This is a genomic window from Sphingomonas psychrolutea, from assembly GCF_014636175.1.
GTDB classification, from domain to species: Bacteria; Pseudomonadota; Alphaproteobacteria; order Sphingomonadales; family Sphingomonadaceae; genus Sphingomonas; species Sphingomonas psychrolutea.
This window is the reverse complement of record NZ_BMDW01000001.1, coordinates 228,688-245,767: the sequence shown is the minus strand read 5'-3', so window position 1 is coordinate 245,767 and position 17,080 is coordinate 228,688. Positions and strand designations below refer to the sequence as shown.

Here is a 17,080-nt window from a genome sequence, read left to right as displayed (position 1 = left end):
TCTAGCAACTTTCGCGCGCGTTGCCAGCGTGTGTTCGTCCTGCGCGACGATGTGCCGCTCCGCCTTCGGGTAAGGGGAGCGTCAGTTGTTCGACGCCATCCGCCGCGCGAAGTGGACCTCGACCGCGCGTTCGATGCTTTGCGCGATCTTGCGGCGCCCGTCGGCGCTGTCGATGAAATCGGCGTCGCGCGGATTGGAAATATAGCCGGTTTCGAACAGGATCGAGGGCATGTCGGGGGCTTTGAGCACCATCAGCGATGCCATGCGGTGGAAGTTCGGTTTGACCGGCATCAGCGGCTGCGCCTCGCGCCCGAGCAGCCGCGCGAAGCTCGCGGAATTGTTCATCGTTTCGCGCTGCGTCAGGTCGATCAGGATTGAGGAAATGTCGGCCGAAGTTGCGCCGAGATTGACGCCGGCGATGATGTCGGCCTTGTTTTCGCGCGCTGCCAGCTTCGCCGATTCCTTGTCGGAGGCGACCTCAGAGAGCGTATAGACCGACGCACCCGAGGCATTTCCTGACCCGACGCTGTCGCAATGGATCGAGATGAACAAATCGGCGCGCAGCTTCCGTGCGATGCCATAGCGCTCCTGCAACACCAGAAAGCGATCGTCGTCGCGAGTCAGCGCCACGCGCACGCGGCCCGACTTCATCAGTTCGTCGCGGATCGCCTTGGCGATTTTCAGAGTCACGTCCTTTTCGCGCCGCCCGTCGAGCGGCGAGATCGCGCCGGGATCAACGCCGCCATGCCCGGCATCGATCACCACCAGCGGACGGCTGTCATCGTCGCCGTAAATGCGCGGCAGCCGTGCATCGCGCGGGGCAGCCGGGATCGGCACCGACACGGCGTAGCGTTCGGTTGCCTGGACCAGACCCATGTTGAACGGCGGCAGGAAGCGCAGGCGGCGTTCGCCGGCAGCGCGCGCGAAGGTCGCATCGTCGACGGTCTGCAATTCCAGCGTAAGTTCACGCCCGTCGGGGCCGAACACGCCCTCGGTGATCAAAGTCGGGCGCGCCAGATCGAACACCACGCGGGTCCCACCGCTGCCACGCGCGGCCTGGCGCACTTGGGTCACCGCACCGCCAGCCTCGATCGCCCCGCCGGGCTGCGCACCAATGATGTCGATCGCGATCCGGCGCGGTGCCGCGAGCACGAAGCTCGACGCGTCGCCCACCGCCGAATCGAAGCGGATCACGATGCGGTCGCTGTGGACGTCGATCCGTTCGACCGACGCCGCCCAAGCGGGGGCACCGCCAAACCAGCAGGCCAATAAAGCGAGGATGAACGACACGCCCCTGTAATGCCGCCGGGATGGCGGAGCGGTAAAGCGAAAAGGGTGGGCGCGGGAGGAAGAGGTCGTGCTCATCCTTTCGACCTAAGTAGTCTCCCCCCAAGGGCGCGTTGCCGGGTGCGGTTAATTTGCCGGTAGGCATGGTATTGCCGGTCGGCGGCAAAAACGTGCCGGTTGCTGCGTCGGCCATGCGGTGCTACGTGGGAAAGGGTATCCGTTCACCGCCTTGTATCGGCGACGTTTCGGTCTCTCTCGGCCGCCCCAGAGTTTCTCGGGCACGGCTTATCCAGGTTGACGTTCGCATGATGCATGTATCCCGCCTTTCGCTCCGACCGGTTTCGACCGGCGGGTGTGCGAGCGTGGCGGTCTCCCCAAGCCGGAAGGCTGGGCGTGCAAAGCGAGCAGAGGCAATTTTCGTGAAACCCCGCGTGTCCGGCCCCGGCGACTCTTTCGTCGTAGCGGACGCGCTCATCAATCACGCGCGGCCGGCGTCTTCACGCCCAGTGCAAGCAGGCTCTGTGCCGCGCGACCGGAGAACAGTACATGACAATGCGTATGCTGATCGACGCACGGCACCGGGAGGAAACCCGGGTCGCGGTCGTCAAGGGAAACAGAATCGAAGAGTTTGATTTCGAATCTGCCGAGCGGAAACAGCTCAAGGGGAATATCTATCTGGCCAAAGTGACGCGCGTCGAGCCGTCGCTGCAGGCCGCGTTCATCGATTATGGCGGCAATCGTCACGGGTTTCTCGCGTTCAGCGAAATCCACCCCGATTATTATCAGATCCCCAAGGAAGACCGCGACGCGTTGCTGCGTGAAGAGGCCGAGCATGCCGCCGAAGAGGCTGCTTTGCGCGCCCAGCAGGATGCCGAAGACGATCTGCACGACGACGAGGAGGATGACGACTTCGAAGGCGATTCGGATGGCGACGATCGCACGATCGAGCATGACGATGGCGATGGCGATGCTGAATCGGACACCGAAGTCGTTGCCGAGGGCGAAAGCCGCGGCGGGCGCGGTCGTGGTCGCCGCAAGCGCACCGCATCGGACGATGCCGCCGACGATCTGCGCGAACGCCGCACCAATTTGCGCCACCGCTACAAGATTCAGGACGTCATCCGCCGCCGTCAGGTGCTGCTCGTCCAGGTCGTGAAGGAAGAGCGCGGCAATAAGGGCGCGGCGCTCACCACCTATCTGTCGCTCGCCGGGCGTTATTGCGTGTTGATGCCCAACACGTCGCATGGCGGCGGGATCAGCCGGAAGATTTCGAACGCGGGCGACCGCAAGCGGTTGAAGTCGATCATGGCCGACATGAAGTTGCCCCCGTCGATGGGCTGCATCGTGCGGACCGCTGGCCTTCAGCGCACGCGCGTCGAGATCAAGCGCGATTTCGATTATCTCGCGCGGCTGTGGGACGGAATCCGCGAGACGACTCTGTCGTCCTCGGCACCGGCGCTCGTCTATGGCGACAGCGACTTGATGAAGCGCGCGATCCGCGACATCTATAACAAGGACATCGACGAAGTGATCGTCGAGGGCGAGGAGGGATACCGCCACGCCAAGGAGTTCATGAAGCTCCTGATGCCGAGCCATGCGCGCAAGGTGAAGCATTATAGCGACCCGGTGCCGCTGTTTCAGCGCGCCGGAGTCGAAGAACAATTGTCCGCGATGTACCACCCGTTGGTGCAGTTGAAGTCGGGCGGCTATCTGGTCATCAACCCGACCGAGGCTTTGGTGTCGATCGACATCAACTCGGGTCGCTCGACGCGCGAACATTCGATCGAGCAGACCGCGACCGCGACCAATCTTGAGGCCGCCGCCGAGATCGCGCGCCAGTTGCGCTTGCGCGACATGGCCGGGCTCGTCGTGATCGACTTCATCGACATGGATAACAGCTCGAACAACCGGAAGGTTGAGAAGGCGATGAAGGAGGCGCTCAAGAACGATCGTGCGCGCATCCAGATCGGCCGGATCTCGTCCTTCGGGCTGATGGAAATGAGCCGTCAGCGGCTGCGCACCGGCGTGCTCGAAGCTTCGACCCGGCCGTGCCCGCATTGCGAAGGTTCGGGCTTTGTGCGCACTGCCTCGTCTTCGGGGCTGTCGGCGCTGCGCTTGCTCGAAGACGAAGCCGCGCAAGGTCGTGGATCGCAACTGTTGCTGCGTGCGAGCCAGGAAGCGGCTTTCTATCTGCTCAACCGCAAGCGTGCGGAATTGGCCGAGATCGAGGAACGCTATGGCGTGATGATCGAAGTCGCGCCCGACGGCGAGCAGGAAGGCGCGCGCATGTCGGTCGAAGTTGGCGGCCCGCCGCCGGCCTATCGTCCGCGCTTCGAGGCACCGATCGAGGAAATCGAGGAAGATTTCGTCGAGGACGAGATTGAAGACGAGATCGAGGAAGAAGAAGTCGAGCAGCCACGTGGCCCCCGCGAACCGCGCGAGCCGCGCGGCGACCGGCCCGAGCGGGCAGCGGCGGGTGACGATGAGGGCGGCTCGCGCCGCCGTCGCCGTCGTCGCGGACGCCGTGGCCGCGCGCGGCCCGAAGGCGAGGGTGCCGAGGGCGAGGGTGCCGAGGGCGAGCAGAGCGCAGTCGAGGGCGAAGAGCTTGAAACCGTCGATTCGGCCGAACTGGAAGAGGGTGCAGAAGCACCGGTCATGTCCGAGGAGGCCGAAGGCGCCGAGGGCAGCGGTGAAGGTGGTCGTCGCCGTCGTGGTCGGCGCGGTCGCCGTGGCGGTCGTCGCACTGAAGGCGAGCAGACTGCTGGCGAGACCGCTGAAGCCGCGGCCGACGCCCCGGTCGACGAAACCGTAGTCGCGGTCAGCGAAGCGGTCGTCGAACCCGAGGTCGAAGTCGAGGCACCCAAAAAGGGCCGTCGTCGTCCGCGTGCGCGTGATGCCGAGCCGATGGCTGCCCCCGCAAAGAAAGCGGCTCCGGTCGCCGAACCGGTAGCGGAGGCTCAGGCTGACGCTGATGCCGACGCCAAGCCGAAGCGCAGCCGTCGCGCCAAAGCCAAGCCAGTTGCGGATGTGGTCGTTGACGCTGCGCCACGAGAGGCCGAGGCCGAAGCCAGCAGCGCGATGTTGGACGTGCCGGTTTCGGAAGAACCGGCCTCCAAGCCCAAGCGCACGCGCAAGCCGAAAGCTGCCGCGGCCGGTGCGGCAGCCCCGGTTGAAGCCGAAGCGGAGGTCCCGGCGGTTGCGCCGGTCGCCGAAACCGCCGCGGCGGCTCCGGCCGAAGCAACGGTAGCTGCAGCACCGAATGGTGCGATCGACCCCGATCCGGGCGAAGCCGGCAGCCCGCGGCGCGGGTGGTGGCAGCGGACCTTCGGGGCCTGATACGAAACATCCCCTCCCTTTCGAGGGAGGGGATGTTTGGCTGCTTCATGTGCCGTTCAGCCGCTTCACCGCACCGCACGCATGATTGCTCCAACGGGAAAATTCGGCGATATGTCGGCGATGAAGCGCCTCTTCGCGGGACTCGCGGCCTCTCTCCTCCTCTGGGCGCAACCCGTTGCGGCACAGTCGATTTTGCGCGATGCCGAGACCGAGGCGATGTTCGACGATATGTCGCGCCCGCTTATTCTCGCGGCGGGGCTATCGCCCAACAATGTTCGAATCGTCTTGATCAACGACGATTCGATCAACGCCTTCACCGCTGGCGGGCAGACCGTCTATGTCCATTCGGGCCTGATCCAGGCGGCGGACAATGCCAATCAAGTGCAGGGCGTCATCGCGCACGAACTCGGCCACGTCGCCGATGGGCATGTCGTGCTGCAGGATGTCGGCGCGAGACCTGCGCTCGCCATTCAGATTCTCAGCATGGTGCTAGGCGTTGCAGCGATCGCGGCGGGGTCGCCCGAGGCGGGCGCGGGGATTTTCTCGGCCGGCACGACGGCGGCACAGGGCAAATTCCTCGCCTACAGCCGGGTCCAGGAATCGACGGCGGATGCGACTGGCCTCAAATTCCTGCGCGAAGCCGGGATCAGCGGCAAGGGCATGCTGACCTTCTTCAAGAAGCTGCAGAGTCAGGAATATGCCTATGGGTTGAAGAACATCGACCCCTTCGCGCAAAGCCACCCGCTATCGGGGGAACGTATCGTCACCCTCGCCGCCGACGTGATCGCCTCGCCTTCGTATAATGCCAAGCCAGACCTTGGTCTGGAGGAGCGCTTCAAGCGCGTGAAGGCCAAACTGCTCGGTTACGTTGCTGACCCAAAGACCACGCTCAACGTCTATCCCGAAGAGGATCAGAGCGTTTACGCGCATTATGCGCGCGCCTATGCATGGCATAAATCGGGCTATCCCGAGAAGGCCGATGCCGAATCCGCGGCGTTGCTCAAGGCGGCTCCGCACGACCCGTATTTTCTCGAAATTCACGGGCAAATCCTGCTCGAGGCCGGAAAGCCGCGCCAAGCGCTCGGCCCGCTGCGCGAGGCGACGGAGCTGTCGCGCAATTCCCCGCTGATCGCGACGACCTTTGGTCACGCGCTGATCGCGACCGAGGATAAGGCGCACTACCCCGAGGCGATCACGGTGCTGCGTCAGGCGGTCGCGCGCGACGACGATAATCCGTTTGCCTGGTACCAGCTCGGCACCGTCTATGAGGCATCGGGCGATCAGCCGCGCGCCTTGCTCGCCTCAGCCGAGCAAGCGAGCCTGACCGGCGATCTCCGCAATGCCGCCTATCGTGCGCGCGGTGCCTTGCAAGGCCTGCCCGCCAACAGCGTCGACTGGATCCGCGCGCAGGACATTGCGCTCGCCGCGCAGAACCAGATGGACGACGATCCCAAGACCTATAAGAGGCGTCGATGAGCCGCTTGGTGCTTCTGCTGGTCGTGGCGCTTGGCGTTGCTTTGGGTGCAGTCGGGATGCTTTCGGTGCAGGCCTACGCGCCCGCGCGGGTGGATACTGCCGACCGCAGCCGGATCGAACGTGTGGTCCATGATTACCTGCTCGCCCATCCCGAGATCCTGCCCGAGGCGATGCAGACGCTGCAGGACCGCGAAACCGCCGCGCGCGGCAGCCGCGCGGCGATGGTGGCGAGTGCCAACCGCACGGCGATCGAAGCGCCGTTCGGCAGCGCCTGGGCCGGCAACCCCGCCGCCGACGTCACGCTGGTCGAATATTTCGACTATAATTGCGGCTATTGCCGCGCCAGCATGCCTGCGGTGGCGGCGTTGCTGAAAAGCGATTCCAAGGTGCGGATCGTCTACCGCGAATTCCCGATCCTCGCGCAATCGAGCGTCGATGCCGCGAAGATGAGCCTTGCTGCCGCCGAACAGGGGAAATTCCAGGGTTTTCACGACGCCTTATACGCTGGTGGCCCGGTGACCGCGCAAAGCATCGCCACGGCGGCGCAGCGAGCCGGGTTGGACCTGCGCCGGGCCGCCGCCTTCGCGCCGCGCGCGCAGGCGGAGATCGCTGCCAATGAAGCGATGGCGCAGAAGCTCGGCCTGACCGGTACGCCGAGCTGGGTGATCGGGCGCAAGGTCGTCTCCTCCGCGCTGCCGCTGGAGGAATTGCAAAAGGCCGTCGCGGCGGCGCGCGCGGGGCGCTGAGCCGATCATCGTTCTCGTGTTATCCCCGCGAAAGCGGGGATCCATCACGTCCCGCCTGAGATGGGTCCCCGCTTTCGCGGGGATGACAATCGGGAAGGAGCGCGGGGTCCACGCTTGTGCCGCTCAGTATGCGTCCCTACCTGCCGCAAAGAAACGGGGACTTAATGGATACCATTCTTTCGGTTGCGGGCGTGTCGAAGACCTACGCCTCAGGCCAGCGCGCGCTGCATCCGGTCGATCTCGACATTCGTCGCGGCGAGATCTTTGCGCTGCTCGGGCCGAATGGCGCGGGCAAGACCACGCTGATCAGCATCATTTGTGGCATCGTTACGCCCTCGACCGGCACGATCACCGTTATGGGGCACGACGCGCTGACCGATTTCAAGAGCGCACGTCGCGTGATCGGCCTCGTCCCGCAGGAATTGTCGGTCGACATGTTCGAGACGGTGCTTGCGACGGTCAAGTTCAGTCGCCGCCTGTTCGGCCGGTCGGCGCATGATGCGCATATCGAGCAAGTGCTGCGCGACCTGTCGCTTTGGGACAAGCGCCATGCCAAGATCATGGAGCTGTCGGGCGGGATGAAGCGCCGTGTGCTCATCGCCAAGGCGCTCAGCCACGAACCCGATATTCTGTTCCTCGACGAGCCGACCGCCGGTGTCGATGTCGCGCTGCGGCGCGACATGTGGAAGCTCGTCCACCGGCTGCGTGCGAACGGCACGACGATCATCCTGACGACGCATTATATCGAAGAAGCCGAGGAAATGGCCGACCGCGTCGGCGTGATCGACAAGGGCAAGCTCATCCTCGTCGAGGACAAAGCGGCGTTGATGAAGAAGCTCGGCAAGCGCCAGATGCGGATTACGCTGTCTGACCCGATCGCGGCGGTCCCGCCCGAACTCGCCGACTGGGATGTTAAGCTCAAGGAGGGGCAATTGGTCTACAGCTTCAATGCCGAGGACGAGCATATCCCCGAACTGCTCGCCAAGCTTGGCGCGCTCGGCGTCGGGTATAAGGACCTCGAAACCTCCAAATCGAGCCTTGAGGATATTTTCGTTGGCCTGGTCGAGCGGGATGCGGCGGCATGAACAGCGCATCCACCAAGGCCCCCGCGATCAACACCCACGGCATTTGGGCGATCTATCGCTTCGAAATGGCGCGTGCGCTGCGTACGCTGTGGCAGAGCCTCGTCACGCCGGTGATCACCACCTCACTCTATTTCGTCGTGTTCGGCGGCGCGCTCGGCTCGCAGATCAAGCAAGTCGATGGCGTGCCGTACGGGGCCTTCATCGTGCCGGGGCTGATAATGTTGTCGCTGCTGACGCAAAGCATCTCCAATGCCTCGATCGGGATCTATTTCCCCAAATTTACCGGCACGATGTTCGAACTGCTCTCGGCGCCCGTCGCACCGATGGAACTGGTGGTCGGCTTCGTTGGTGCGGCGGCGACCAAGTCGATCGTGCTCGGGCTGATCATCCTCGGCACGGCATCGCTGTTCGTGCCGCTGCACATCGTCCATCCGTTCGCGATGCTGACGTTCCTGTTGCTCACCAGCGTGACGTTCAGCCTGTTCGGCTTCATTATCGGGGTGTGGGCCAAGGGGTTCGAGCAACTGAACTTCGTGCCAGCCTTGCTGGTCACCCCGCTGACCTTCCTCGGCGGGTCCTTTTACCCGATCAGCGTCCTGCCCGAGCCGTGGCACACGATCAGCCTGTTCAACCCGGTGGTTTATCTCATCAGCGGCTTTCGCTGGGCGTTTTTCGGGCGGGGCGATGTGCCGGTGGCGATCAGCCTCGGCGTGACCGCGCTGTTCCTGGTCGCGTGCCTCGGCGTGATTTCGTGGATTTTCCGCACCGGATGGCGCCTGAAGAACTGAGCGCACGGAACAAGCAGCCGCGCGGTTCGCTGAGCGACAACGACGCCGACCGCGTCGCATGTCCCCAGGAGCAGAACGATGACCAAGACCGCATTGGTAGTGGGTGCGAGTGGCATCGTCGGAAGCGCGACCGCGCGTCTGCTCGTCGATCAGGGATGGCGCGTCCACGGCCTTGCGCGCCGCGCCACGCAGCAGGACGGCATCTCGCCCGTCGTTGCCGATTTGCAGGACGCCGCCGCGACCAAGACGGCGCTCGCCGCCATCAACGTCGATGCGGTCTTCATCACGACGTGGCTGCGACAGGATAGCGAGGCCGAGAACATCCGCGTCAACGCGGCGATGGTGCGTAACCTGCTCGATGGCTTGCGCGATGCCCAATGGCCGCGGCACGTCGCGCTCGTTACCGGGCTCAAACATTATCTCGGGCCGTTCGAAGCCTACGGGCAGGGCGTGCTGCCGCAAACGCCGTTCCGCGAGGAGCAGGGCAGGCTCGACGTCGAGAATTTCTATTATGCGCAAGAAGACGAAGTGTTCGCCGCCGCCGCGCGCGATGGCTTCAGCTGGAGCGTCCACCGCCCGCATACCGTGATCGGCAAGGCGGTCGGTAATGCGATGAACATGGGGACGACGCTGGCGGTTTACGCGACGTTGTGCCGCGAACTCGACCGACCGTTCCGGTTTCCGGGTTCGGCTGCGCAATGGCACGGCCTGACCGATATGACTGACGCGCGGCAGCTCGCGCGGCATTTGCTGTGGGCCGCCGAGACACAAGCAGCGGCGAATCAGGCGTTCAACATCGTCGATGGTGATGTGTTCCGCTGGAGCTGGATGTGGGCGCGGATCGCCGAATGGTTCGGGCTGGAGCCAGCGCCGTTCGATGGCACTGTCCTGACGCTCGCCGAGCAGATGGCAGACGATGCTGGCGTGTGGCGCGAGATCGCCGCGCGCGACGGGCTCGCCGAGGCCGATTTGGCGCGGCTCGCCTCGCCGTGGCATACCGATGCCGATCTCGGGCGCCCGGTCGAGGTCGTCACCGACATGTCGAAGAGCCGGCGGATGGGGTTCCTGGCGTATCAGCCGACCGACGACGCGTTCTTCGACCTGTTCGGCGAATTGCGCGCCGAGCGGCTGATTCCCTGAACTCCCCCTCCCAAAGGGAGAGGGATTTAGCGCATTACCGGCAGCGCGATCTTCGACCCTGCGCAAACCTTCTGCGTCGCCTTCACGAAATCGCCCGGTTTGGCGCGACCGATGTTGGGGACGAAGCTCTGCGGGTTGCGGTCGATCACCGGGAACCAGCTCGACTGGACTTGCACCATGATCCGGTGACCCTTTTGGAAAACATGGTCGTGATCGCGCAGCGGCACGTCCCATTGCATTACCTTGCCCGGCACCAAGGCTTGCGGCTTGGTGTCCGACGCCAGGAAGCGCCCGCGGCGCACCTCCATCGCGATCGGCCATTGATAGCCGTTGAGCTGCCGCGGATAGCCGCCGAGCGAGGCATTCTCGTCGAACTTGGCATCGTCCTCGGGCAGCACATCGATCAGCTTCACCACGAAGTCGCTGTCGGTCCCGCTGGTCGAGGCTTGCAGTTGTGCCGCGAGCGCCCCCGTCACCGTCAAATCGGCGGTGAGGGGAGCCGAGACATAGCTCAGCACGTCGGGTCGGTGATCGACGAAGCGCTGATCGGCCGATTCCCACCAGCGCCATTCGGGGCGCGGATAGGTCGGCGAGATGGGGCGTTCGCGGAAGGGCACCGGGTTGGCCGGGTCCGACACATAATCGCGGCACGCTTCGGTCGGCGGCGGCGCATCGAAGCTTAGGCTCCCATCGGCGCGCAAATACAGGCTGGTCGCGGTGGTGCCCTTGGGCGGCCAATTGGCATAGCTTTTCCACACATTCGATCCCGATTGCAGGATGCGCGCATGGTAATCGGGCTTGGTGCCAATTCCGTGCAGCCAGTAGCGGAAGAACGGCGTCTGGATCTGCTCGCGGAACTCGACGCCCGTGTCGCGGCCGAGCGGAATATTGCCGAGCTTGTCCATCTTGCCCTGCCACGTGCCATGCGCCCACGGGCCAGCGACCATTACGCTCAAATGGTCAGGGTCGTTCTGCTGTTGCTTGGCGTAGATCTGCCACGAGCCCCACGGGTCCTCCTGATCCCAGAAGCCCGCGACGTTGAGCGTCGGCACGGTCGTCTTGCCCAGCGCCTTTTGCCAATTCTGGTCGGTGTAGAAACTGTCGTGATCGGGATGGTCGAGCAGCGCCGTCGCCATCGGGATTTTGCCCTTGAAATAGCCTTGGTCGAGGCCTTCGAGCGTGCCGATCTTCAGCAGCGATTCGTAGGTGTCGACGCTATCGTACGGGAAGTCTTCGAGCGATTCCTTGGTCTGTTGCAGCGAATAGACCCAGTCGGCGACATAGCTTAGCCGCAGCGCGCCGTTCCGGTGGAGATCGTCATTCTGCCAATAATCGATCCACGCCGCTTGTGGGCTGACCGCCTTCAACGCCGGGTGCGGATGGACCAAGGCGACGGCGGCGGCGAAGCCGGGGTAGGACACGCCCCACATGCCGACCTTGCCGTTGGTGTCGGGCACATGCTTCACCAGCCAATCGATCGAATCATAGGCATCGGTGGCTTCATCCACCGCTTTGGGATCGTTTGGATGGACGGCGGTCGACAGCGTGAAGGCGCCGTCCGACCCAAAGCGCCCGCGCATCGACTGGAACACGAAGATATAGCCGTCGTCGACCAAGCTCTTCCAGCCGCCGGGGACGGTCGGCGGGGTCGCTTGCGGTACGCCATAGGGCGTGCGCTGGAACAGGATCGGTAGCGGCCCGGTCTGCCCGCGCGGACGCAGGATCACCGTCTCCATCTTCGCGCCGTCGCGCATCGGGACCATCACCTTTTCGAAGGTGAAGGGCGATTGCTGGGCGGGCGCGGGGAGCGGCGTTTGCGGGCGGGCGGCGGTTAGGGAGAGCGGCAGGAGGGCGGTGCTTGCTGCCAGAAGTATAGCGAGTTTGCGCATGATCCCCCCATTTGTCACCCCGGCCCTGTGCCGGGGTCCACCGTGCCGCATATCGCGGGCGTCGAGTGTGCGGCACGGTGGACGCCGGAACAAGTCCGGCATGACGAAATTTGAGGACTCGCGCTCTACTTCTGAGCGTGGTGCGACTGGGCCCCGGCCTCCGCCGGGGAAGCGTGGGGGGGGAATTACCCGATCCGGTGTTCGCCCTTCACCCAGCGGACCGTGCCCGACGATGCGCGCATCACCACGCTCTCGGTCGTCATGATCTTGCCCTTGCGCTTGACGCCGGCCAGCAGCGATCCGTCGGTGACGCCGGTTGCCGCGAAGATACAGTCGCCGCGCGCCAATTCGGTCAGGTCATATTGCTTGTCGAGATCGGTGACGCCCCATTTCGCGGCGCGCGCGCGTTCGTCATCGTTGCGGAACAGCAAGCGGCCCTTGAACTGCCCGCCGACGCAGCGCAGCGCGGCGCAGGCCAGCACGCCTTCGGGTGCGCCGCCCTGGCCCATATAGATGTCGATCGTGGTGTCGGGATTGGTCGTGGCGATTACGCCCGCGACATCGCCGTCACCGATCAGCATGATGCCGCAGCCGAGCGCGCGGAGTTCGGCGATGATCTTGCTGTGGCGCGGGCGATCGAGCACGCAGGCGATGATTTCCGACGGCTTTACGCCCTTGGCAGCGGCGAGCGCGGTGACGTTTTCGGTCGGCGACTTGTCGAGATCGATGATGCCCTCAGGATAGCCCGGGCCGCACGCGATCTTGTCCATATAGACGTCGGGGGCGTTGAGCAGCCCGCCTTCCTCGGCGATGGCGAGCACGGCGAGCGCGTTCGGCCCGGCGGTCGCGCAGATCGTCGTGCCTTCGAGCGGATCGAGCGCGATGTCGATCTTGGGGCCCTTGCCGATCGCCGAGCCGACCTTCTCGCCGATGAACAGCATCGGGGCTTCGTCGCGCTCGCCCTCGCCGATCACCACGGTGCCGTCCATGTAGAGCGAGTTGAGCGCGGTGCGCATCGCATCGACGGCGGCGGCATCGGCCGCCTTCTCGTCACCGCGACCGGTTAGCGTGGAGGCGGCGATCGCCGCCGCCTCGGTTACGCGGACCATTTCGAGCACGAGGACGCGGTCGAGCGTTTGCGAGCGGGTGGTGGTCATGGGCAATCCTCTATTGTTTGCTCGGGCGTTAGGCGGGCCGTGTGACGCTGTCGAGACGTTGCTACTCCCCTCCCCTTCAGGGGAGGGGCTGGGGGTGGGGCCTCTCCGCGAGCGCGCGCCCGGACGCACTGCCCCACCCCAACCCCTCCCCTGAAGGGGAGGGGCTTAAGTCAGTCCCGCAGTAATTCGTTGATGCTGGTCTTACTCCGCGTCTGCGCATCGACGCGCTTGACGATCACCGCGCAGTACAGCGCAGGCTTGCCATCGCCGCCGCCGATGCTGCCGGGCACGACCACAGCAAAAGGCGGGACTTCGCCGCGAAACACTTCGCCCGTTGCGCGGTCGATGATCTTGGTCGAGGCACCGAGATAAACCCCCATCGACAGCACCGCCCCTTCGCCGACACGGACGCCCTCGGCCACTTCGCTGCGCGCACCGATAAACGCGCCGTCGCCGATGATCACCGGATCGGCCTGCAGCGGTTCGAGCACGCCGCCGATTCCCGCGCCGCCGGAAATGTGGACATTGGCGCCGATCTGCGCACAACTGCCGACCGTTGCCCAGGCGTCGATCATCGAATTCTCACCGACATAGCCGCCGATATTGACGAAGCTCGGCATCAGCACCGCGCCCTTGGCGATGAACGCGCCACGCCGGACGATGCTGCCAGGCACGCTGCGGAAGCCCGCTTCGCGGTAGCGATTCTCGCCCCAGCCTTCGAACTTCGACGGGACCTTGTCGAACCAGTTCGATCCGCCGGGGCCGGGGATGATGGCATTGTCGTTAAGCCGGAACGACAGCAACACGGCTTTCTTCAGCCATTGATTGACGCGCCATCCGCCGGTGCCGTCAGGCTCGGCGACGCGCGCCGTGCCCGCATCGAGCATATCGAGCGCGGTATCGACCGCGTCGCGCACTGCGCCCGTCGTCGCGAAACCAAGCTCGGCGCGCGCGTCCCACGCCGCATCGATCGTGCTTTGCAAATCGCTCATGCTTCCCCCGTATTTTCCTGCAGCCACGCGGTAATGTCGTGCGTGACGAAATCGACATAGCTGCGATCCGCGTCGGTGGTCTGTTCGGAGCCGTTATCGACCCACACCGTCGTCATGCCGATCGCCTTGGCGGGCGCGAGGTTGCGCGCCATATCCTCGACGAACAGCGATTCGTGCGGGTTCAGATCGAACGCCGCGCACAGCCCAGCATAGGCCGACGCCTGCGGCTTGGGGCGCAGCTCCATTGCGTGAATGTCGTGCACCGCCTCGAAGCTGTCGCCCAGGCCCAGCCGGTCGAGCACGCGGCTTGCATACGGCGTATCGGCATTGGTGAAGACGATCTTGCGCCCCGGCAGCTTCGCGATCGCGGCGGCGAGCGGGGCGTTGTGCTCCAGCACGTCCATTTCCACATCGTGGACGTAATCGAGAAAGGCGTGCGGGTCGACGTCATGTTCGGCCATCAACCCGGCGAGCGTCGTGCCATGGTCGTGGAAATAGCCCTTCTGGATGCGTCGCGCCTCTTGCCGGTCGACCGCGAACTTCTCGGCGATATAGGTGCCCATCTTGACGTCGATCTGGTCGAACAACCGCGCGCTCGCCGGGTAAAGCGTATTGTCGAGGTCGAATATCCAGTTGCGGATCGGGGTGAGACGCGCGAGCATATGCCGGCGGCCTTACGCCGGGCATCGACCCGGGGCAAGGCGGGGACTTTCCGGGATCGAACAGGGTGGCTTCGGAATGCGATGACGGCTCGGGAATGGGCAAGATCGTCGCGACGAAACGCGCGCAGGAAACAGGCAGACGGATATGAACGCGACTCTGAAAATCCGGCTGTTCCAGACGGTGGCGCTTGTCGCGCTTATCGGCGTTGGCGGCTGTAGTGGTGGATCGGGCGTCGGCGGCACCCCGACGCCGCCGCCGGTCGCCACGACCCCGACGCCCAGTCCGACGCCGACCCCCACGCCGGTGCCCACCCCAACGCCGACGCCCTCACCGACGGGGGGCTATGACACCGCCGAATATCGCGCGACGGCGGGGGCGGTGTCGGCCAATGCCCTGGTGCTGTACCAGGCGGGTGCCACCGGCGCGAATGTCACGGTCGGCGTGGTCGATAGCGGGATCGATCTGCAGAGCGCCGAATTCGGGGCGCGCATCTCCTCGGCCTCGGCCAATGTCGCATCGGGCACGACCGTGGATGACGAGGGCGGCCATGGCACTGCGGTCGCCTTTACCATTGCCGGGCGACGCAATGATGCGGGCACGCACGGCATCGCGTTCGATGCGACGCTGATCGTCGCGCGGGCCGATACGCCGGGAAGCTGTGCCACCACCACGGGCACGACCAGCGAAAGCGGCTGCAGCTTTTCGGACAGCGCGATCGGGCGCGGGATCGACTTGGCGGTGGCCAATGGCGCGCGCGTGATCAATATCTCGCTGGGCGGATCAACCGCCGGGACGCCGGTCGTCAACGCGATCAATCGCGCGACAGCGGCGGGGATCATCATCGTCATCGCGGCCGGCAACGAGTTCGATACGACTCCGGCGACCGCGATCAATCCCGATCCCTTCGCGCAAGTTGCCAACACGCCGCAAGCGCGCGGTCTGGTGATCATCGCCGGGTCGGTCGGCGCCAACGACAATCGCACACCGGGCGCGGACGTGATCTCCAGCTTCAGCAATCGCGCGGGCAATTCGCAGGCGCATTATCTGACTGCGGTAGGGGAACGGGTCCGCGCGCCCGATGCGGCGAACGTACCTTTCCTGTGGACCGGCACCAGTTTTTCGGCACCACAGATTTCGGGCGCGGTCGCGTTGCTCGCACAAGCCTTTCCCAATCTGACCGGCGCGCAGATCGTCAGCATCTTATTCGCCTCGGCGCGCGACGCCGGGGCGGCGGGCGTTGATGATGTCTTTGGCCAAGGGGTGCTCGACTTGACGCGCGCGTTCCAGCCGCTCGGTACAAGTAGCGTGGCGGGCACGCATTCGGTCGTTTCGTTCGGGTCGAACGCGATGCTCTCGGCGCCGATGGGCGATGCACGGCAAGGCGCACTCGGCGCGGTGATCCTCGATGGCTTCGACCGCGCCTTTGCGATCGATCTGGCGCAGACGATCAACCGCAGCGGTGCCGCACGGACGCTCGCCGCGGCGCTGCAAAGCCAAACGCGCAACTATTCGGCGGGGTTCGCGGGCGGGATGAGCGTCGCGCTGACGGTCGCGCCGGTGCGCGGCGGCGGCTCCACTGTATCGCGCACGCTGCTCAGCTCGGATCAGGCGCTCACCGCGCGCGCGATTGCGGGGACGGTGACGAGCCGACTCGGCTCCAAGGCCAGCTTCGCGTTGGGGTTTGCCGAGGGCGGCGCGACGCTGACCGCGCAATTGGTCGGGCAGCGTGAGCCCGCCTTCCTCGTCGCGCACGATCCGTTGCGCGGTTCCGGGTTCGACAGCGCGGCGCGCGGATCGACCGCGCTGCGGCGGCAGATCGGGGCGTTCGGGCTGACCGCCGCGATCGAAAGCGGCGACGTGCTGACGCGCGACCCGGAGGCGCTGCTGCCGCTGCGCGGAACGTACCGCCGTTACGGCTATGGCCGCGCTTCGCTTGCGCTCGACCGGCGTTTTGGCGGGTTGAACCTTGCGGTGACCGGCACGCAACTCACTGAGCAGGCGACCGTGCTGGGTGCGCGTTTCGGCGATGCGCTGGGCGCGACGCGCGCGACGAGCTGGTTTGTCGATGGCGCGGCGCGCTTCGATTTCGGGCGCGGCTGGACGCTCGGCGGCGCGATGCGGCAGGGCTGGACCAACGCGAACGTCCGTGGCGGCATCACCGGCGGCGGGCTGATCCGCACCAACGCGTTTGCCGCCGATGTCGGCAAGGACGGCGTGTTCGCGCGCGGCGACAGTTTCGGCCTGCGCATCGCGCAGCCGTTACGGGTGGCGAGCGGGGCGATCGCGCTCAGGCTGCCGAGCAATTACGATTACGCGACGCTCGCCGTCAGCGAATGGACCACGCACTCTCTCAACCTCGCCCCGACCGGGCGCGAGATCGATATGGAGGCGCGCTATTCCCGGCCGTTATGGGGCGGGGCGTTGCAGACCAATCTGTTCGCGCGGCGCGATCCGGGGAATTTCGCGAGCCTTGGCGACGACGTCGGGGCGGCGCTGCGCTGGTCGGTGGTGTTCTGATATG

The 17,080-nt window shown here is 65.2% G+C and carries 12 protein-coding genes; 7 read left to right on the top strand and 5 right to left on the bottom strand.

Annotated elements, in window-relative coordinates:
• Positions 1 to 81: 81 nt before the first annotated feature.
• Positions 82 to 1,290, bottom strand: coding sequence for an N-acetylmuramoyl-L-alanine amidase (locus IEV62_RS01155; protein WP_188444931.1), 1,209 nt, complete (start codon positions 1,288 to 1,290; stop codon positions 82 to 84).
• 543 nt (positions 1,291 to 1,833) lie between these two features.
• Between IEV62_RS01155 and IEV62_RS01150 the strand changes: the two genes are divergently transcribed.
• The 6 genes from IEV62_RS01150 (at position 1,834) to IEV62_RS01125 (ending at position 9,858) form a co-directional block, all read left to right on the top strand.
• Complete coding sequence (locus IEV62_RS01150) at positions 1,834 to 4,623, top strand: Rne/Rng family ribonuclease (RefSeq protein WP_229732743.1); 2,790 nt, start codon at positions 1,834 to 1,836, stop codon at positions 4,621 to 4,623.
• 120 nt (positions 4,624 to 4,743) lie between these two features.
• A complete protein-coding gene (locus tag IEV62_RS01145) occupies positions 4,744 to 6,099 on the top strand; it encodes a M48 family metalloprotease (protein ID WP_188444930.1) in 1,356 nt (451 codons plus the stop codon).
• Positions 6,096 to 6,845: a DsbA family protein gene (locus IEV62_RS01140; protein WP_188444929.1), complete on the top strand. Its 750-nt coding sequence runs from the start codon at positions 6,096 to 6,098 to the stop codon at positions 6,843 to 6,845. Before IEV62_RS01145 ends, IEV62_RS01140 begins: the two co-directional genes overlap by 4 nt.
• Before the next feature lie 164 nt (positions 6,846 to 7,009).
• Positions 7,010 to 7,930: an ABC transporter ATP-binding protein gene (locus IEV62_RS01135; RefSeq protein WP_188444928.1), complete on the top strand. Its 921-nt coding sequence runs from the start codon at positions 7,010 to 7,012 to the stop codon at positions 7,928 to 7,930.
• A complete protein-coding gene (locus tag IEV62_RS01130) occupies positions 7,927 to 8,718 on the top strand; it encodes an ABC transporter permease (RefSeq protein ID WP_188444927.1) in 792 nt (263 codons plus the stop codon). Before IEV62_RS01135 ends, IEV62_RS01130 begins: the two co-directional genes overlap by 4 nt.
• 78 nt (positions 8,719 to 8,796) lie before the next feature.
• Positions 8,797 to 9,858, top strand: coding sequence for an SDR family oxidoreductase (locus IEV62_RS01125; RefSeq protein WP_188444926.1), 1,062 nt, complete (start codon positions 8,797 to 8,799; stop codon positions 9,856 to 9,858).
• Positions 9,859 to 9,884: 26 nt separating this feature from the next.
• On the opposite strand, the gene IEV62_RS01120 is transcribed toward IEV62_RS01125, so the two are convergent.
• The 4 genes from IEV62_RS01120 to IEV62_RS01105 form a co-directional block, all read right to left on the bottom strand.
• Complete coding sequence (locus IEV62_RS01120) at positions 9,885 to 11,747, bottom strand: CocE/NonD family hydrolase (RefSeq protein ID WP_188444925.1); 1,863 nt, start codon at positions 11,745 to 11,747, stop codon at positions 9,885 to 9,887.
• A gap of 185 nt (positions 11,748 to 11,932) precedes the next feature.
• The gene (gene glpX, locus IEV62_RS01115) at positions 11,933 to 12,904 is read right to left on the bottom strand and encodes a class II fructose-bisphosphatase (RefSeq protein WP_188444924.1); all 972 of its coding nucleotides are present in this window, start codon (positions 12,902 to 12,904) and stop codon (positions 11,933 to 11,935) included.
• A 170-nt stretch (positions 12,905 to 13,074) separates the two neighbouring features.
• Positions 13,075 to 13,896, bottom strand: a complete 822-nt coding sequence (gene dapD, locus IEV62_RS01110) for a 2,3,4,5-tetrahydropyridine-2,6-dicarboxylate N-succinyltransferase (RefSeq protein WP_188444923.1) — start codon at positions 13,894 to 13,896, stop codon at positions 13,075 to 13,077.
• Positions 13,893 to 14,558, bottom strand: a complete 666-nt coding sequence (locus IEV62_RS01105; RefSeq protein WP_188444922.1) for a pyrimidine 5'-nucleotidase — start codon at positions 14,556 to 14,558, stop codon at positions 13,893 to 13,895. The genes dapD and IEV62_RS01105 overlap by 4 nt, the downstream gene beginning before the upstream one ends.
• Positions 14,559 to 14,703: 145 nt before the next feature.
• On the opposite strand from IEV62_RS01105, the gene IEV62_RS01100 reads away from it, so the two are divergent.
• A complete protein-coding gene (locus tag IEV62_RS01100; protein ID WP_188444921.1) occupies positions 14,704 to 17,076 on the top strand; it encodes a S8 family peptidase in 2,373 nt (790 codons plus the stop codon).
• Positions 17,077 to 17,080: the final 4 nt, after the last annotated feature.